The following is a 16,894-nucleotide window of genomic DNA, read 5'->3' as shown; positions in this document are numbered from 1 at the left end:
CGAGCCGCCGGATTCGATGGCTCATTGTCGTCGGCCTGACAGTCGCCATAGGAGTGATCACCGCAGCCCTCGGGCACTGGCTGCCGAAGCCCTCGCTCTCCTCCTCCCCCTCGGCCTCCCTGCCCGCTCCGGCCGCTTCACCGGCGGATTCCCACCGCGGTGAGCCCCGCGGCACGGTAGGTCAGGCCGACGGTGTCGTCCCCGACGGCGTGACGGTCTTCGACGACGCGATGCCGGCCGTGGCCAAGCTCGATCCAGGTCTGCTCAAGGCCCTCCGACAGGCCGCGACGCCCGCTGCGGACGACGGAGTCGAGTTCAACGTCAACAGCGGCTGGCGTTCCCCGGCATACCAGAATCAGCTGCTTCGCAAGGCGGTCGCCGAGTACGGGTCCGAACACGAGGCCGCCCGGTGGGTGGCCACCGCGGCGACGTCTCCGCACGTGTCGGGGAAGGCGGTCGACATCGGCCCATCCGATGCCACGGCGTGGCTCTCCGAACACGGCGCCGATTACGGGCTCTGCCGGATCTACAAGAACGAACCCTGGCACTACGAACTGCGCACCGAGGCGATCGCTCATGGCTGCCCGCGCATGTATGCCGACCCCACCGAGGACCCGAGGACGCAGCAGTGACCGGCAGTGAGCGAGGACAGACGATGGCAGAGGCGGAGACGGAGCACGTGGACACGGCGCGGGTGGACACGGAGCAGACGGGACGGAGCGGCTCCGGCCGCCGGGATACCGGCTCCGGTGACCGGAGCGCGCACATCCGCCCGGATCCCGCTCCCGGTGCCGGGCACACGCGCATCCACAGGGCGATCCGCAGCGCCTCCCGGCCTGGGCCCTGGAAACGTGGCCTGGTGCTCGCGGCCCTTGCGCTGCTGCTCGGCCTGGTCATGCTGCTGCACGCGAGGATCCCGAACCGGATCGGGAATCTCGGCAGCCTGACGGAGACCGTCCTGCCGTGGTTCGGCCTGTTCATCCCGATGCTGCTGGCCGGGGCTCTGTGGCGCCGCTCCGCTTCCGCGGTGGCCGCGCTGCTGCTGCCGGTCATCGTATGGCTGAACCTCTTCGGAGGGCTGCTCGCCGACAAGTCCCACCCGGGCGGCGATCTCACCGTGGTCAGCCACAACGTCGGCGCCGACAACTCCGACCCGGCCGGCACCGCCCGCGACCTGGCCGCATCCCGCGCGGACGTACTGGCCCTGGAGGAGATCACTCCGCAGGCGAAGCCGCAGTACGAGAAGGAACTGGCCGAGGCGTACCCCCACCACACGGTCCAGGGCACGGTCGGCCTGTGGAGCAAGCTGCCGCTGTCGAACACCCGGCCGGTTGACATCAAGCAGGACGTCGGGCCGCTGGGGGACGCCAAACCGGCCGAGGTCAAGCTGGCGTACAACCGGGCGCTGCGCACGACGGTGGCCACGGACCAGGGTCCGCTGGCGGTGTACGTGGCCCACCTGGGGTCCGCACGGGTGAATCCCAGCGCGGGCTTCTGGACGGACTCGCGGGACCGCGGCGCGCAGGCGCTCGGCACGGCCGTCGCCGCCGAGCGGAACGAGCGGGTGGTGCTGCTCGGCGACCTGAACGGCTCGACGGACGACCGCGCGTTCGCCGGCATCACCTCGCAGCTGCGCTCGGCCCAGGAGGTGGCCGGGAGTGGCTTCGGCTTCAGCTGGCCGGCGAAGTTCCCGGTGGTGCGCATCGACCAGATCCTGGTCCGCGGTGTGCAGCCGGAGAGCGCGTGGGTACTGCCGGACACCGGCAGCGACCACTTGCCGGTGGCGGCCGGAATCAGCTGGTGAGCGCCGCTGCGACGGTCCTGCCGGGCACCCGAATTGCACCATGTGGACGCGCCTTCCGGCCGCTCGCTGCGGCCCTCAATGTCGCAGATCAGCGGTTCTGACACGCAGCTTCTGAACCCCGATCACCAGGAGAGGTCCTCTGGACCGTTACGCTTCGCAGTGTCTACGGCGTCAAATAGCGGGCGCTAACCACTGGAGGAAGTACTTCATGCTGATCGCTCAGCGTCCCTCGTTGACCGAAGAGGTCGTCGACGAATTCCGCTCCCGGTTCGTGATCGAGCCGCTGGAGCCGGGCTTCGGTTACACCCTCGGCAACTCCATGCGGCGGACTCTGCTCTCCTCGATCCCGGGTGCGGCCGTCACGTCCATCCGCATCGACGGTGTCCTGCACGAGTTCACCACCGTGCCGGGCGTCAAGGAGGACGTCACCGACCTCATCCTCAACATCAAGCAGCTGGTCGTCTCCAGCGAGCACGATGAGCCCGTCGTGATGTACCTGCGCAAGCAGGGTCCCGGTCTGGTCACCGCCGCGGACATCGCGCCGCCGGCCGGTGTCGAGGTGCACAACCCCGACCTGGTTCTCGCCACGCTCAACGGCAAGGGCAAGCTGGAGATGGAGCTGACCGTCGAGCGCGGTCGCGGCTACGTCTCGGCCGTCCAGAACAAGCAGGTGGGCCAGGAGATCGGCCGTATTCCGGTCGACTCCATCTACTCGCCGGTGCTCAAGGTCACGTACAAGGTCGAGGCCACGCGTGTCGAGCAGCGCACCGACTTCGACAAGCTGATCGTCGACGTCGAGACCAAGCAGGCCATGCGGCCGCGTGACGCCATGGCGTCCGCGGGCAAGACCCTGGTCGAGCTGTTCGGTCTGGCGCGCGAGCTCAACATCGACGCCGAGGGCATCGACATGGGCCCCTCGCCGACGGACGCGGCCCTGGCCGCCGACCTGGTGCTGCCGATCGAGGACCTGGACCTCACCGTCCGGTCGTACAACTGCCTCAAGCGCGAGGGCATCCACTCCGTGGGTGAGCTCGTGGCCCGCTCCGAGGCGGACCTGCTCGACATCCGCAACTTCGGTGCGAAGTCGATCGACGAGATCAAGATGAAGCTCCACGGGATGGGCCTCGCGCTCAGGGACAGCCCGCCCGGCTTCGACCCGGTCGCCGCCGTCGACACCCTCGCCGCCGACGACGACGCGGACGCCGGTTTCGTCGAGACCCAGCAGTACTGATTGCTCCGTCGGGGCGCGCGGTCCGGGGATTCCCGGACCGCGCGCCCCGACGTCATGGACGGGGGTCAGGCCAGCCGCCACAGATGGTCGGCCGTTCCGTTGTCCTCGAACTGCACGACCTGCGCGCTGTTGGCCGTCGACATGCCGTCGACGCCGAGGACCTTCCCGCTGTGCCGGTTGCGGAGCAGGAACCAGCCGTCGCCCTTGTCGACCTTTTCCCAGCGCAGGTGCGCGGCTCCGCTGTCGGTGAACTGGACCGACCGGGCCGAGTCGGCCGTTGACGCTCCTTCGATGCCGAGCACCTTGCCGCTGTACCCGTTGCGCAGTGTGTACCGGCCCTCGCCCCGGTCGATGAGCTGCCACGCGTGGTCGCCGGTACCGGAGTTGTCGAACTGCACCACGCGGCCGCCGTCGTCCAGGGACATGCCGTCGACAGCGAGGACCTTGCCGCTGTGCCGGTTCTCGATCCGGCGGTAGGGCGGCTCGGGCGTCCAGGGGCGGCCGTCGGGGGTCGCCGTGGGGAACGCGGTGACGCGCAGTCGTGCCGCGCCCATCGGGATCAGGGTCACTTCTTCTTGCGCGCCCGTGGCACGGGCGGGGCCCTGCTGGAGGGGCGCCACCACGTGCTCGTCGTCCGCGACCCATTCCTCCAGGCGCCGGGCGCGGGCACGGATGCGGACCGGGACGCCCTCGTGCGTGAACGGGTCGCCCGTCAGGGGTCCGGGGTCGGCGGTGAAGGAGAGGTCGTCGCCCGGGTCGGGGGCGAGCGCGTAGTTCCACGGGGTGGTCGCGTGCACGGCCTGGTGCGGGAAGGCGTCCGTGCCCGCATACCGCTCGTACGACTCCCCGATCCGCAGGGAGTACGTCAGGGGGCCGCGGTCGACGCTCACCGCTCCGCTCCTCCAGGTGCGCACGGTGGTGGTCTGCGGCAGCCGCAACGTGACGCGATCCCCCTTGCGCCAGGTCCGCTCGACCTCGGCGAAAGCCGGTCCGTCCGGGGCGCGCAGCCGACGGCCGTTGACGGAGAGCTCGGGCCTTTCGCACCAGCCGGGTATGCGCAGGCGGAGCGGGAAGCGCACCGGCTTGTCCACGTCCAGAGTGAGGGTGATGGTCTCCTTGAAGGGGTAGTCGGTGGCTTCGGTGATCGTGACGGAGGTGCCGTCGCCGACCTTGGCCGTGACCCGGCACGGCGCGTACATCGCCGCCGCCAGGCCGCGGTCCGGAGTCGCGAGCCACAGCTCCTCGGTGAAGTAAGGCCAGCCCATGCCGTAGTTGTGGGGGCAGCAGCGGTACTGGTCGACGCCGGGCTGGAAGGCCTGCATCGCGAATCCGTTCTGGAACTGCCCTTGCGTCTTGCGGGTGTTGTCCAGGTCGACGCTGTTGGCGCTGGTGACGTAGTGGATGCCCGATCCGGCGGGGTCGGTGGCTGCGGGCAGCATGTTGAAGGCCAGCTCTTCGCACAGGTCGGCCCAGACCGCGTCGCCGGTGATGCGGGTGAGCAGTTCGTGACTGGCCATGAACTCGACGGTCCCGCAGGTCTCGAAGCCCTGGCGGGGGTCGCCGAAGCCGGGGCGGGCGTTCTCGTCGCCCGCGAAGCCGCCTCCGGGGAACTGTCCGTACGTCCCGATCGCGGTCGCGTAGTTGCGGTAGGTCGCCCGGGTGTGGGCCGCTTTGCCGGAGCGCAGCGCGTACTGGGCGGGCTCGCGGAAGCCCTGCGCCACATTGACGTTGTGCCAGTCGGCCACGCCGTCGGCCCAGTTCACGCCGTGGGTGTGCATCTTGTCGGCGAGTTCGAGCAGGAAGCCCTCTTGGGTGCGGTTGTAGAGCCAGAAGGCGACGTCGAGACCGTCGCCCCATCGCTTGGAGACCCAGCTGGAGTCGAAGGCGCCGGGCCCCTGGGCGTTCATGAAGCGCATGAAGCGCAGCAGGAACGGGACGATCCGCTTGTCCCCGGTGAACTCCTCGTGCGAGCGCAGCGCCTGAAGGAGCGGCAGGTAGGGCCAGAAGTCCGGGCCGCCGTTCAGCTGGGTGCGCAGCCTTCTCGGGCCGAAGAACCCGTCCCCTTCCTGGGTGGCGACGATCGCGTCGATCCACCGGCGGCTCTCCGCCAGGGCGGTGCGGTCTCCGGTGAGGGCGGCGAGGTCGACGTATCCGCGCAGCCAGTACGTCACTTCCTCCCACCCTTCCTTGTCCGGGTGCACCCAGCCGGAGTCGTCGAACGCGAGGAAGTGCGAGATCTCCGCGTACCGCCCGAACAGACCGCCGAGAAGGAGGTCGAGCTGTCCGCGCAGCCAGCCGCGCGCCGTGACACTGCCGACGGGAAGTCTCTGGAACGCGGTGGGGGCCAGGGGCGCGGCGTTGGGGCCGTACAGACCGCCGCGCGCCGGGGTCGCCGCCTGCGCGGCGGCCCGGCCGGTGACGACGGACGTCCCGCCGGCTGCACCGAGGGTGATCGCGCCGGAGCGCAGGAGGAAGCGGCGTCGGCCGAACTGCGTCATGAATACCGTCCCGTCGTTGTCCGTGTTGGCCGGTGGCCGGTGGCTAGTGGCTGCCGTGCGTGGCGCTTTGCAACGTTGGAAATCTGTGGTGTGCGAGATCTCTGGAGCGTGGGACACAGGGGCAGTTGGCATCCCAGCACCGAGTGACGGCGTTGTCCAGAGGGAGGGATGGGATCAGAAATCCGGCACTAGGGCGCCGAAGCGGTAGGGACGGTCAAGCGCGGGCCACGAACACGCCGTCGTTACCGAAGCCGACGAAGTCCGCCTTCCCATCGCCGGTGGTGTCCGCCATGAGGCGGGGGTGCTTCGGGACACGCCAGCCTCCGGCGCTGTATCCGAACTGCGGCCTGACCAGACCCATCGTGTCGAACTCACCGCCGCCGCGTGACCGGGCCACCCATACGCCCTCGTCGCCGAACCCCACGACGTCGGCCTGGCCGTCGCCGGTGATGTCGGCCAGGAAACGTGGGTGCTTCTCCACCCGCCAGCCGGTCTCGTAGCCGAACTCGTTGATCACAAACTTGGGGCTCTGGAAGCTCCCGTCGCCGTTGGAGATCGCCGTCCACACTCCGTGTTCGCCAAAGCCGACAATGTCCGCCTTGGAGTCACGGGTGAGGTCCGCCAGGAAGCGCGGGTGCCTTTCGACCCGCCAGCCGGACATGAAGCCGAGGTCGGCGAGCACGAACTTCGCCTCCTGGAACGTCCCGTCACCGTTGGAGAGTGCGGTCCATACCCCTTGGTCACCGAAGCCGACGAGGTCCGCGCGGCCGTCGCCGGTGATGTCGGCCAGGAAGCGAGGGTGCTTCTCCACCCGCCAGCCGGTCTCGTAGCCCAGCTCGGCGAGCACGAACTTCGCCTCCTGGAACGTCCCGTCGCCGTTGGAACGCGCGGTCCATACCCCTTGATCGCCGAAGCCGACGAGGTCCGCGCAGCCGTCACCGGTGATGTCGCCCAGGAAGCGAGGGTGCTTCTCCACCCGCCAGCCGGACCCGTAACCCAGCTCGGCGAGCACGAACTTCGCCTCCTGGAACGTCCCGTCACCGTTGGACAGTGCCACCCAGACGCCCTGGTCGCCGAAGCCGACGACGTCCTCGCCGTCCCTGTTGGTGACGTCGGCCAGGAGGCGGACGTGCTTCTCCACCCGCCACCCCGATCCGTAGCCGAAGTCGGTCACGACGCGTCGAGGCGTCTCGAACCTGCCGCCGGGCTGGCCCGGTGACAGATACACGCCGTCCTCGGCGAAGCCGACGATGTCGAGCCGCCTGTCACTCGTGGCGCGCGCCAGGAATCGCAGGTGCCGTTCGGTCCGGTAACTCCCGGCGTTGTAGCCGTAGTTGCGCAGCAACAGGCTCGGGGCCCAGCCGAAGTGGCCGGGGGTGTACTGGCACAGGGCGAACGTGTTGGACTTCATGAGGCATGCGATGCCACCGTCGGCCGCGCAGGTCTCGCAGTTGCCGTTGACGAGGCCGTACCGCCCGTGGGAGCCACCGCAGTCGCAGGGGCCCGCCGCGTACTCGTCGGGGCAGCCGAAGACATGCCCGGTCTCGTGGGCGAAGACGGTGTCGGTGTTGTCCGGTCCGTAGCCGATGCTGGGGTTCATCACCACGTGCGTGCGGGCGACGGCGGCGTACGCGATTTTGATGATCGGGTACTTGACGAAGAATCCGCAGTACGTCCAGCGGGTGCTGAAGCGTTCGCGAAGGCCCTCGATGTAGGTGCGAACCCCGCCCGCACCGGCCTTGTGGCCGATCGCCTTCATGGTCGGATCCCGCCAGAGGGCCTCGAGGTCTTCGGCCGCCGGATCCGCGGGGACGGTCAGTGCCACGTTCTGGACGTCGTAGGCGAAGCTGATGCCCGCGACCGGGTTGGCCGTGACGGCGAAGAAGCCCAGGCCTTCCTGTACCTCGGCCACGATCTTGACCACTTCGTCGTCGGTGAACTGCAGGTCGGCCGTCGGCCCCTGCACGATGACGATGCCGACCGCGACGCTCCCCTCCAGGTACTCACTGTTCGTCGAGTGAGGCTGGACACCCTCGGTCACGCCACGGGAGCTCGACAGCGCACCCTCCGAGGTGGCGCAGCCCGGCATGTCCCAGGTCTCGCCCGCGCGTGGCCGCCGCTCCTTGGCCGTGCGGTAGGTGTCCGACTCCCGCAGCCGCAACGCCGCGAGGCCCAGCGCCTCTGCCTCGGTGAGACCGTCCTTCTCGTCAGGCTCGGGGCCCGGCTGACCGACCGCGGAGTCGTCCTCGGGCACGGCGACGACGTGGAGCCGCCCGTACCGGTGCAGCGTGTGTCCCGCCCCGTCCAGTACGGCACGCTCGGTGACTTGGAGAACTCCGGCCATCTCGTGCCTCCGTTCCACGCCGACGCCGAAGACGCCAGAACAGGACGTCCCCGTGCGTGGTCTGAGCGTCACGCTTCTCCTGCACCCGCGAACGGTCAATACGCACCACCTGCCACCCGCTCCGGGCAACCTGGCGTACCTCGCCCGACCGTGCCGGGTGCCGCCGTGATCAGGCGGCATGGCACGGCCTTACCCGGCATGGGGCGGGATCAGGCTCCGTGGCGGGACCGCTCGAGGCCGTCGAGGATCAGGTCGAGCCCGAACAGGAACTCGTTGCCGCGGTCGTAGCCCGGCTGAAGGAGGTGCTCGGCAGTCGCCTCCTGGAGCGAGAACCCGTAGATGTAGCTGTCCAGGACGGACACCACGTGGGCGGTCAGCTCGGTCGAGAAGCCCGCCCCTCGGAGCGTTCCGATCACGCCGTCGTGGTGGCGCAAGGTGGCGGGCCCGGGGGTGGCCCGCGACTCCATGAGGCCCGTCGCCCAGGGGTGGCGGGACATGACCGTGCGGGCCGAGATGGCCCGGCGGCGCATCGCCGTCCGCCAGTCCGCCTCGTCGGCCGGAAGGTCGATCTCGGCGAAAACGGCGTCGATCATGCCGTCGAGCAGGTCGACCTTGTTCGCCACGTGGCGGTACAACGACATTGCCTCGACGCCGAGTTCCACGCCGAGCTTGCGCATGGTGAGCGAATCGATCCCGCTCGCGTCGGCGAGGGCGATGGCGGTCCGCAGTACCCGATCCCGGGTCAGCGGGGGCCGGGGGGCAGGCTCCGGGTGGGTCATCCGCGTCCTTCCCGTCCTGTGCCTTGACATGCTTACGGCGTAAGCGTACGACTTACGAGGTAAGCTTACGTTGTAAGGGGCCGATCATGGTGTCCGAGCGGCGCAGACCGAAGGGCCCGTCCCGGGCGGCAGGTCGCCTGCGGGTCACGCATGCGGCGGCGCGCAGTCGCCGCGCTCATCCATGCAGTGCCGTCCAAGGAGGGCACCATGACACTGGCCACTCCGTATCCCACTCAACTCGGCCTCAAGGGCACACGTCACATAGCTCGCTGGCGGCCACTCGTGCAGTGGCTTCTCGCGGTTCCGCAACTGCTGATCGCCTACGTGCTCAGCCTGTTGCGCGGGGTGCTGACCTTCATCGCCTTCTTCACCGTGCTGTTCACACGGCGCATCCCGCGTCCGCTCTTCGACGCGATCGCCATGACCTTCCGCTACGAGTGGCGCGTGGCGAGCTACGCGCTGTTCCTGCGTGAGGACTATCCGCCCTTCGACTTCCAGTCCGCCTCCGGCGACGACGGTCTCGATCCACACACCGTCGTCACCTTCACCTACCCGGAGCGGATGTCGCGGTGGCAGCCCCTGATCAAGTGGCTGCTCGCCGTCCCGCACTATCTGGTGCTGTTCCTGCTGAGCATCGCAGCCATGGCTTCCGTGATCGTGGGCTTCTTCGCCGTGCTCATCACCGGCGAATATCCGCTGGGGATACGCGACTTCGTCGTAGGCGTCTACCGCTACAACCTGCGGGTGCAGGCCTACGTCGGTCTGCTCACCGACAGCTATCCGCCCTTCAGCCTGCAGGCGGGCTGACCGCTGGCCGACTGCCCGGCTGACACGGCGGCCGCGAGGCACCAGGGATCAGATCCCGGCACCGTCGGTCGACGAAGGCACGGCGCACGGGCGGAGGACCATGAGTGAGTCCTCCAAGGTCGCCACCATGGCAAAGGGGAAGCGGTCGAGCTCAAGACAGAGTTCGACGTCATCAGGATGGACGCCTTGACGCACACCCTCTGCCAACTCGGCGGCGGCGCGCGACTCGGCAGCCCGGCGGACGAACTCGGCAGCATCCGTTTCGGCCTCCGTGGCCCTCCGAGCGATGTACTGAGCGCACGCCAGGTCCTCATCGGCTCGCCCGTCCTCGCCGGTGACCACGAACGTGACGCTGTCGCTCTTGCGCGTCCGCAGGAGCCGAGCCGTTGCCTCCGCCACCACGAAGCTCGCGCACAGCACCAGCGCCGCGTCCTTGACCGCGAGGGCGCCGACCGTGCCTGCCGTGGTCTTCTGCACAACGGTCCGTCCGGCAAGGTCAACAGACCTCAGCAGGCCCGGCGAGTTGACGGCGTCGAACCCGGGCGCGGGCGGACCGTCCTTGAGCGTCACCCAATCCGGGTGGCGGGCCTTGAGCACGAGGGCTTCGTCCAGCGACTCAGCAAGGACGATCTTCTCCGCTCCCTGGGCAAAGGCCCAGGCCGCCACGGTGAAGGCACGCATGACGTCGACCACGACCGCCACGGACGGGGCTTCGGCCAGCTCAGTGATGCCAAGGAAACGAGAGTCCATTCGGATCATGATCGCGCATACCCGGCGCGAAGCACCCGGTGAGTGGTCCACATCACCAGGGGCAGTACGGAGGTCGGGGCTCCCGGCATCGCCAGAAGGCCGCCGTCCAACTCGCCCTCGTACGACAGGCGCTGTGCCCGCCCGTCATGCACGATCACGATCACGATCGCGCCACGGGCCGTCTGGCAGCAGGGCGCCGAGCACCGCCAGCAACTGTGGCGGCTCGACCGGGTCTGACAGCGAGCCCAGGTCAGACCACGCGATCCAGACGTGCGTGTCGAGGCTGGCCTGCTCGTCGGGGAGCAGGCCGGTCCGCACGAGCGATGGTTGCTCGTCGGTGAACCGCGCGACGAAGAAGTGCTCCGTCCCGATGTAACGCCGACCGTTCCACTGCACATCACGGTCGACGGCCACATACCGATCGAGCACCGCGCCCGGGTCGAGTCCGGTTTCCTCGACCAGTTCGCGCCGCGCTGCCACCAGCGGCGTCTCGCCCGGCTCGATCCCGCCACCGGGTGGCTCCCAGAGGAATGCCCCGTCGAACGGATCACGCCAGTGCATAAGAAGCACGCGATGGGCAGCGTCCAGACAGATGACCCGAGAGGCGGACCGTTGCGTGGTTTCCACCGCACTGACGCTATGCGGTGCTCGAAACGTCGATCAAGACCTGGAGCGCGTCGATCGGCATCGGGCTCGGATGGGATCTCAGCTGGGCGTCAGTCGATACAGAACTCGTTCCCCTCGATGTCCTGCATCGGGATGCACGAATCGTCGCCGTCATACAGCGTTTGCACGTGTACCGCCCCGAGCGGGACCAGGCGTGCGCACTCGGCCTCAAGTGCGGCCAGGCGCTCTTCACCCACGAGGCCGGTGCCGACGCGCACGTCAAGATGCAGCCGGTTCTTGGCGGCCTTCCCCTCGGGGACGCGCTGAAAGTACAGTCGCGGGCCCACGCCTGACGGGTCGACGCACGCAAACCACGCGTCCTGCTGGTCAAGTGGCTGCGAGCTCTTGAAGTCGTCCCAAGTAGCGAACCCCTCCGGTGGCGGCGGCACGACGTACCCCAACACCTCGCACCAGAAACGAGCGAGGCGCTCCGGTTCGGCGCAGTCGAAGGTGACTTGGAACTTCTTGATCGACATCATCAGGTCACCGTAGGGGCGCGCGCTGCTCAGCGAAACCCTGCTCAGGCGCGGCGGACCCGCCAGAGCCATACTGCCGTGCCGACCATCAGGGCGAGCATCGTCAGATTGGCCAGGAGGGCCGGGGTACCGGCATCCGGGCCGCCGCTGGACAGGTTCCAGGTCGCGATGATGGCACTCGGCAGAACGGCGGCAAGCAGCACGCCGCTGGTCTTCTGTACGGCGGTCCAGTGCACCGAGGTACAGAGGAGCACCGCGCCGATGATGCGGAACAGGACACCGATCAGCGGCCCGGGGTTGTCGGGGAAGACCATCAGGAAGGCCATCGAGAGGGTGAGCATCAGGAGCGGGACCAGGGGGTGCACCTTGCCTTGCCGGGCGGGTGCACCGGCATCACCCCGGGCCGGAGCCCCGGCAGTGAACCCGTTCCCCGCCTCGGTCAGCGCCGTCGCCGCGATCGTACGAGGGTCCCCCAGCGCCGCCAGGACCTCGCCGATCGGGGCATCGGGGCGTTCGGCGCGCGTCACCTCTATGTGTTCGGCGAGGTCGGCGAGGAGTTCCTGGCGACGGTCGGCGGGGAGTGCGGAGGCCTCGCGCTCGACGGCGGAGAGATAGTCGCGAACGGGGTCGGCAGAGGTCTTCATGCGGGGTCTCCGGTGGGGGGTTGCGGGGTGGTCAGGAAGGCGTCGACGGCGTTGCGGAAGCCGGGCCAGACGCGGGTGAACTCGTCGAGTGCGGCCCGGCCGCTGCCGGTGAGCGCGTAGTAGCGACGGGGTGGGCCGGAGGCGGACTCCTGCCAGGTGGTGGTGACCAGGTCGTCGCGGCGCAGCCGGGAGAGCAGCGGGTAGACCGTGCCCTGGCTGGTGGCCAGGGCGCCGGAGTCCTCGAGGGCGTGGAGGAGTTCCACGCCGTAGCGGGGGCGGTCCCGCATCAGGGCGAGTACGCAGTACTCCAGGACGCCCTTGCGCAGCTGGGCGGCTGCCCGGGCCTGCTTGGTCGAATCACCTGGTTCCATGCGATGCAAGATACCTGGTGGGGCAAGTGAACGGGAAGGGGGGTGGGGCTGAACAACCCGGCGATGAGGCGTGGTCAGGCCGGAAATCCCCAGGGTCAGCGCGCGGCGAGAGCTGCCGGGACCTTCATCGGGTGCCCGCCGTACCCCGCGGTCTTCAACTGAGACTCGTCGCCGACGTGGAAGCTGAGCAGCAGCGGCCCGCCCGGCCGAAGCACTCGGCGGAAGTGCGCAAGAACCGAGCTGATCTCGTCGTCGGGAATGTGGATCAGTGAGTACCAGGCGACCAGTCCGGACACCGAGGCGTCGGCCAAGGCGAGCTCCAGCGCTTTCCGGGAGGGGCGCGCGTGGCGCGGCTCTCCGCCCGTCGCGCGAACGCACGGATCGGCCCCGGATCTGCCCTGAACATCAGAGCGACGGGCACGAATGACGCAGGTCACTGAGGCGTGGTCCGCATGAAGCGGACGCACGTGCAGCGCTGACGCAAACGCCCTCAGATCGAAATTCCTGACTTTCGGCGGGTATCCCCATGACTTTCGGCATGCTTTCGGACCCGGGAAAACAACGAAGCTCGAAATATGGACGAACGGAAGTCCCGCACCACGCCGCGGTACCTCGAAATAGCCGACCGAATCACGAACCTGATCACCGAGGCGCAGGGCCCCGCCGACATCAGGCTCCCCTCCGAGCGGGAACTCAGCGAGATGTACGGCGCCCATCGCGACACCGTGCGGCGTGCCCTGCGCAGGCTGCGGGAGCAGCGGCGCATCTACACCGGCAAACGCGGCACGTTCGCCTACTCACTGCGCGCCGCCCCCGAGAGCGGCGCCGGTCAGAAGCCCGATGTGGCCACGACGGCCCGGCTCACCTATGAGCGGGTCCCGCCGGACGTCGCCAAGGTGCTCGCGCTCGGCGAGGGCCTTCAGACCTTGGTACTGCGTCATCGCGCCTACCGCGGCACGTCCGTCCTGGTCCGCACCTCGACGTCGTACTTCTCGTCGGCGCTGTTGACCTCCGTGCCGCAGCTGAGGGACCGCGCGCGGCCCGGCCGTCCACCAGAGCCGACCACGCTGCGCGACGTCCACGCCTGGCTGCTCGACGCCCAGGTGCGTCCCGCCCGTCCGACAGCCGTCCGGTCCTCGGCACGGGAGACTCGTGCCGAGGTAACGGACCAGGACAGCGACTGGGCGTGGCAGCGCACCCTGGTGCACGACCAGCACGGCCGACTGATGGCGGTCACTGATCTGGGGCACCGGCGCGGGCTGTGACTGCTTGGGTCTACTTGGTGGTGTGGGTGGGGTAGACCTGGACGTCGGTGTAGGCGCCCTTGATGTCGCCTGCGCTTGCGGGCCATTCGAGGTCGACGGTGTGGGTCTCGTTGGGGGGTGTGACCTGGATGTGGGTGGGGTGAGTGAGGCTGTTGCCGGTGTTGTCGATGTCGTAGGCGAGGTTGAAGACGGCGGCGTCGCCGGGCTTGAGGGTGGTGATGCGGGGCTGGGCCTGGCCGCGTTCGATGGGGTTGGAGGTGTTGTCGGCGTCCTTGATGTCGACGCCTGCGAAGCCGGTTGCGGAGCAGGTGGCCGAGCCGCGGTTGATCATGGTGATGTTGATCCGGCCGGCGGTCTCGTCAGGCGCGGCGTCCTGGGCGTTGATGGCCAGGTCCTCGGTCTTGCAGAAGGTGACCTTGCTGCCGGTCTTCGCCGCGCCGTTCGCGGCGCCGGTGTCGGTCTTGGTGTCCTGGCCGGAGTCGGACTGCGCGTTGCCGGCCTCCGAGCCGCCGTCCGAGGACTTCGAGCCGTCCTCCGAGGACGTCGAGCCGCCGTCGGATGACGAAGAGGACGAGCCCTTGGAGGACGAGTTCTTGCCGGAGTCGCTGCCGCCGCAGGCGGTGAGGGAGAGGGTGGCGGCGACGCCGATGGCGGCCAGGGCGGTGAGGCGGGTGTTCTTCACGGTGTTCCCCAGGGGTAGCGCGGTGCGTGCGGTCTGAAGTATTTGTATCGCGCACCGAGTTACAGCCAGTCCCCCGCCACGTCTTCGTTCTGTCACAGCCGTACCGCCCTGAACAGGGGGCACATGGCGGGTTCTCAGTCGGTCGGAGGGGGCGGCGGTGTCGGCGCGCCGGACGGGACCGGGATCTTGGCATAGGTGCGCCCGGCTGCGGGAGATGACGTCTCGTCATCGTCGCCGCCGGTGCGGGCCTGTGCCGGCAGGAACACGTCGCGGGCAGCGCCCGGGTCCCACCCCGTGTCCACCACCTTCTTCTGCCAGGTGATGGCCGCGACCAGAACGAACGCGCCGAGCAGCAGGATGAGGATGATTCCGCCCACCGATCCGGCCTTGGCCGCGTTGCCCATCAGCAGGCCGAACCAGCCGAAGTCCGAGTCGCCGAACGTGGTGTTGGCCGAGCCGAAGGACCCCAGGACGCCGAGCAGGAGCGCGGGCAGGAACGTGATGAGGACGCCGTTGAGGAAGGCTCCGAGCGCGGCTCCGCGGCGTCCGCCGGTGGCGTTGCCGAAGACCCCCGCGGCGCCTCCGGTGAAGAAGTGCGGGACCAGACCGGGCAGGACCAGGGCGGTGCCGAACGCCGGGTTGAACACCCCGGCGAGCAGGCCGAGGCTGACAAGGCCGCCTGCGAACGAGCAGATGAAGCCGACCAGGACCGCGTTCTGCGCGTAGGGGAAGACGATTGGCGCGTCCAGGGCCGGAATGGCTCCGGGGACGACCTTCTTGGCGATGCCCTGGAAAGCGGGGACGAGTTCGCCCAGGATCGTCCGGACGCCGAACAGGATCACCGCGACCGCGATGCCGAACTGCAGGCCCTGACTGAGGGAGGACATCAGATAGTTGCCGACCCCGGTCGCCCCCGTACCGCCGAAGGCCTTGAACGCCTCTTCCTTGCCCACCTTGGCCAGGAAGACGAGGGCCATCACCACATAGATCAGGCCCATGGACAGGGCCGTGGCCACCATGGAGTCACGCAGGAACCGCAGCCCCTCGGGGAGTTTCATCTCCTCCGTGGAGCGGCTCTTCTTGCCGACGGCCTGGCCGGTCACCGCGGCGACGATGTAGCCGGCAGTGCCGAAGTGGCCGACGGCGACGGTGTTGTTGCCGGTGACGCGTTTCGTCCAGGGGTGGGCGAAGGCAGGCATGGCAACCAGCAGGATGCCGAGCAGGACGCCGCCGACGACCACCACGATCCACGAGGTGACTCCCGCCGTGGCGAGGACCATGGTCAGCATGGTCGCCATGAAGAGCATGTGGTGCCCCGTCAGGAACACGTACGACAACGGCGTGAAGCGGGCCAGCAGCAGGCTCACGAAGAAGCCGAGGATCATCAGCCACGCGACGCGCGAGCCGTACTCGGTCTGCGCGATGCCGACGATGGCCTCGTTGGTGGGAATGACGCCGTGCGACCCGGTCGCACCAGTGATCATTTTGCCCAAGGGGGCGAGCGCCGCGCTCACGAGCGACGCACCTGCTCCGATCAGCAGGAAGCCGAGTGTCGCCTTGATGGCGCCTCCGACGATCTGTCCGACCGACTTCTTGAGGGCGATGAGGCCCACGGCCGTGATGATGCCGATGAGGTAGGCAGGGACGCTGAGGATTTCGTTGACGACGAACTTGGCTATGTCGACGAGTACGTTCATGAGTGCTTCCAGGGACAGTCAGCGGGCGTCGGTCAGATGTCGTAGAGATCGCGGAGTATCGCGTCGACCTCTCTCGCACTCGTGAAGTCCTCGACGACGCGCACCGGGACGCCCAGGTCGCCGAGCGTCCTGGCTATCTCCCGCGAGGTGAGGATGGCAACCGCCTCGGAGGCCTTGCCCTTGGCGGAGATGGTGTCGGTGGCCTCCGTCGTCACATGACGCGACCACTTCCACCGATCGAGAACGTTGTCGAGAGTGGACTTCAGGAACAGGCTGGTCCCCACGCCGTTGCCGCACACGGTGAGGATCTTCTGCGCCCCCGCGGCGCCCCGGCCTCCGCCGCTCGGGGCCGACTGCTCCTGCCCCTCGGCCTTCATGAGGATCTGCCGTACCGACTCGGGGGAAGTCGCCCGGTCGAGGGCCTGGACCGTCTCAGGGTCGGCCAACAGCCGCGCGAGGGCGCCCATCGCCTCGGTGTGCGCCGTCGCGTCGGTGGCGGCGAGCGCGACCACCAGACCGACGGGGTCGTTGCTCTCGTGGTGGAAGGGCACCGGCCCGGCAAGGCGCACCCATGACATGCCGGTGCGCCGTACAGCAGGTGACGGGCGGGCATGTGCGAACGCGAAACCCGGCGCGACGACGATGTACGGCCCGTTCTCCTCTACCGTACGAAGCATCTCCTGGGTGTACGCATCGGTACTGACGCCGTTCGCGACCAACAGGTCACCGGCCGCCCGCATCGCCCCCTGCCAGTCAGGAGCCGAGACATCGAGCCGGATCGCCTCTACGGGAAGGAATTCGCTGAGCTGCACCATACCGACAAACCTAGATCACGACGGTGGGTCGACGTGGTCGCGAAGGTAACCGCGATACGGGACAA

17 protein-coding genes are annotated in these 16,894 nt (G+C 68.7%); 5 read left to right on the top strand and 12 right to left on the bottom strand.

The window, feature by feature from the left end:
- Positions 1–47 precede the first annotated feature (47 nt).
- From M4V62_RS41770 to M4V62_RS41760, 3 genes are all read left to right on the top strand, one after another.
- Positions 48–632, top strand: coding sequence for a M15 family metallopeptidase (locus M4V62_RS41770; RefSeq protein ID WP_425575252.1), 585 nt, complete (start codon positions 48–50; stop codon positions 630–632).
- A gap of 23 nt (positions 633–655) precedes the next feature.
- Entirely contained in the window at positions 656–1,804 is a 1,149-nt protein-coding gene (locus tag M4V62_RS41765) for an endonuclease/exonuclease/phosphatase family protein (protein WP_249592413.1), read from the top strand.
- A gap of 208 nt (positions 1,805–2,012) precedes the next feature.
- Positions 2,013–3,035, top strand: coding sequence for a DNA-directed RNA polymerase subunit alpha (locus tag M4V62_RS41760; protein WP_249592412.1), 1,023 nt, complete (start codon positions 2,013–2,015; stop codon positions 3,033–3,035).
- 65 nt (positions 3,036–3,100) lie between these two features.
- Here the strand turns inward: M4V62_RS41760 and M4V62_RS41755 are convergent, their stop codons facing one another.
- The 3 genes from M4V62_RS41755 to M4V62_RS41745 form a co-directional block, all read right to left on the bottom strand.
- Entirely contained in the window at positions 3,101–5,533 is a 2,433-nt protein-coding gene (locus M4V62_RS41755) for an RICIN domain-containing protein (protein ID WP_249592411.1), read from the bottom strand.
- Positions 5,534–5,747: 214 nt separating this feature from the next.
- Entirely contained in the window at positions 5,748–7,877 is a 2,130-nt protein-coding gene (locus M4V62_RS41750; protein ID WP_249592410.1) for an FG-GAP-like repeat-containing protein, read from the bottom strand.
- Positions 7,878–8,086: 209 nt separating this feature from the next.
- Complete coding sequence (locus tag M4V62_RS41745) at positions 8,087–8,656, bottom strand: TetR/AcrR family transcriptional regulator (RefSeq protein WP_249592409.1); 570 nt, start codon at positions 8,654–8,656, stop codon at positions 8,087–8,089.
- Positions 8,657–8,863: 207 nt separating this feature from the next.
- Here M4V62_RS41745 and M4V62_RS41740 point away from each other — a divergent pair, with 207 nt between their 5' ends.
- The gene (locus tag M4V62_RS41740; protein WP_249592408.1) at positions 8,864–9,463 is read left to right on the top strand and encodes a DUF4389 domain-containing protein; all 600 of its coding nucleotides are present in this window, start codon (positions 8,864–8,866) and stop codon (positions 9,461–9,463) included.
- A gap of 48 nt (positions 9,464–9,511) precedes the next feature.
- Here the strand turns inward: M4V62_RS41740 and M4V62_RS41735 are convergent, their stop codons facing one another.
- The 6 genes from M4V62_RS41735 to M4V62_RS41710 all read right to left on the bottom strand — a co-directional run bounded on the left by M4V62_RS41735 (position 9,512) and on the right by M4V62_RS41710 (position 12,681).
- Positions 9,512–10,213 carry a 2-phosphosulfolactate phosphatase gene (locus tag M4V62_RS41735; protein ID WP_249592407.1) on the bottom strand — a complete coding sequence of 234 codons (702 nt, stop codon included), beginning with the start codon at positions 10,211–10,213 and terminating at the stop codon, positions 9,512–9,514.
- Positions 10,214–10,357: 144 nt separating this feature from the next.
- The gene (locus M4V62_RS41730; RefSeq protein WP_283779141.1) at positions 10,358–10,840 is read right to left on the bottom strand and encodes an NUDIX hydrolase; all 483 of its coding nucleotides are present in this window, start codon (positions 10,838–10,840) and stop codon (positions 10,358–10,360) included.
- 89 nt (positions 10,841–10,929) lie between these two features.
- A complete protein-coding gene (locus M4V62_RS41725) occupies positions 10,930–11,358 on the bottom strand; it encodes a VOC family protein (protein ID WP_249592406.1) in 429 nt (142 codons plus the stop codon).
- Between the two features lie 41 nt (positions 11,359–11,399).
- A complete protein-coding gene (locus M4V62_RS41720) occupies positions 11,400–11,999 on the bottom strand; it encodes an HAAS signaling domain-containing protein (RefSeq protein WP_249592405.1) in 600 nt (199 codons plus the stop codon).
- Positions 11,996–12,370 carry a PadR family transcriptional regulator gene (locus M4V62_RS41715; protein WP_249592404.1) on the bottom strand — a complete coding sequence of 125 codons (375 nt, stop codon included), beginning with the start codon at positions 12,368–12,370 and terminating at the stop codon, positions 11,996–11,998. Before M4V62_RS41715 ends, M4V62_RS41720 begins: the two co-directional genes overlap by 4 nt.
- 95 nt (positions 12,371–12,465) lie before the next feature.
- Positions 12,466–12,681 carry a class I SAM-dependent methyltransferase gene (locus M4V62_RS41710; RefSeq protein WP_425575251.1) on the bottom strand — a complete coding sequence of 72 codons (216 nt, stop codon included), beginning with the start codon at positions 12,679–12,681 and terminating at the stop codon, positions 12,466–12,468.
- A gap of 264 nt (positions 12,682–12,945) precedes the next feature.
- Between M4V62_RS41710 and M4V62_RS41705 the strand changes: the two genes are divergently transcribed.
- Positions 12,946–13,635 carry a GntR family transcriptional regulator gene (locus M4V62_RS41705; RefSeq protein WP_249592403.1) on the top strand — a complete coding sequence of 230 codons (690 nt, stop codon included), beginning with the start codon at positions 12,946–12,948 and terminating at the stop codon, positions 13,633–13,635.
- Between the two features lie 10 nt (positions 13,636–13,645).
- On the opposite strand, the gene M4V62_RS41700 is transcribed toward M4V62_RS41705, so the two are convergent.
- The 3 genes from M4V62_RS41700 to M4V62_RS41690 form a co-directional block, all read right to left on the bottom strand.
- On the bottom strand, positions 13,646–14,317 hold the full coding sequence (locus tag M4V62_RS41700) for a DUF4232 domain-containing protein (RefSeq protein ID WP_249592402.1): 672 nt from the start codon (positions 14,315–14,317) through the stop codon (positions 13,646–13,648).
- 134 nt (positions 14,318–14,451) lie between these two features.
- Entirely contained in the window at positions 14,452–16,014 is a 1,563-nt protein-coding gene (ulaA, locus tag M4V62_RS41695; RefSeq protein WP_249592401.1) for a PTS ascorbate transporter subunit IIC, read from the bottom strand.
- 32 nt (positions 16,015–16,046) lie between these two features.
- Positions 16,047–16,829 carry a PTS sugar transporter subunit IIAB gene (locus M4V62_RS41690; protein WP_249592400.1) on the bottom strand — a complete coding sequence of 261 codons (783 nt, stop codon included), beginning with the start codon at positions 16,827–16,829 and terminating at the stop codon, positions 16,047–16,049.
- Positions 16,830–16,894 lie beyond the last annotated feature (65 nt).

The sequence above is a fragment of the Streptomyces durmitorensis genome (genome assembly GCF_023498005.1).
GTDB classification, from domain to species: Bacteria; Actinomycetota; Actinomycetes; order Streptomycetales; family Streptomycetaceae; genus Streptomyces; species Streptomyces durmitorensis.
This window is presented reverse-complemented; position numbering and strand designations above follow the sequence as displayed.

Coding starts and splice junctions, on each gene's coding strand:
- M4V62_RS41750 (WP_249592410.1), bottom strand. CDS start 7,877: ATGGCCGGAGTTCTCCAAGTCACCGAGCGTGCCGTACTGGACGGGGCG.
- M4V62_RS41715 (WP_249592404.1), bottom strand. CDS start 12,370: ATGGAACCAGGTGATTCGACCAAGCAGGCCCGGGCAGCCGCCCAGCTG.
- M4V62_RS41735 (WP_249592407.1), bottom strand. CDS start 10,213: ATGGACTCTCGTTTCCTTGGCATCACTGAGCTGGCCGAAGCCCCGTCC.
- M4V62_RS41765 (WP_249592413.1), top strand. CDS start 656: ATGGCAGAGGCGGAGACGGAGCACGTGGACACGGCGCGGGTGGACACG.
- M4V62_RS41720 (WP_249592405.1), bottom strand. CDS start 11,999: ATGAAGACCTCTGCCGACCCCGTTCGCGACTATCTCTCCGCCGTCGAG.
- M4V62_RS41760 (WP_249592412.1), top strand. CDS start 2,013: ATGCTGATCGCTCAGCGTCCCTCGTTGACCGAAGAGGTCGTCGACGAA.
- M4V62_RS41690 (WP_249592400.1), bottom strand. CDS start 16,829: ATGGTGCAGCTCAGCGAATTCCTTCCCGTAGAGGCGATCCGGCTCGAT.
- M4V62_RS41705 (WP_249592403.1), top strand. CDS start 12,946: ATGGACGAACGGAAGTCCCGCACCACGCCGCGGTACCTCGAAATAGCC.
- M4V62_RS41725 (WP_249592406.1), bottom strand. CDS start 11,358: ATGATGTCGATCAAGAAGTTCCAAGTCACCTTCGACTGCGCCGAACCG.
- M4V62_RS41740 (WP_249592408.1), top strand. CDS start 8,864: ATGACACTGGCCACTCCGTATCCCACTCAACTCGGCCTCAAGGGCACA.
- ulaA (WP_249592401.1), bottom strand. CDS start 16,014: ATGAACGTACTCGTCGACATAGCCAAGTTCGTCGTCAACGAAATCCTC.
- M4V62_RS41745 (WP_249592409.1), bottom strand. CDS start 8,656: ATGACCCACCCGGAGCCTGCCCCCCGGCCCCCGCTGACCCGGGATCGG.
- M4V62_RS41755 (WP_249592411.1), bottom strand. CDS start 5,533: ATGACGCAGTTCGGCCGACGCCGCTTCCTCCTGCGCTCCGGCGCGATC.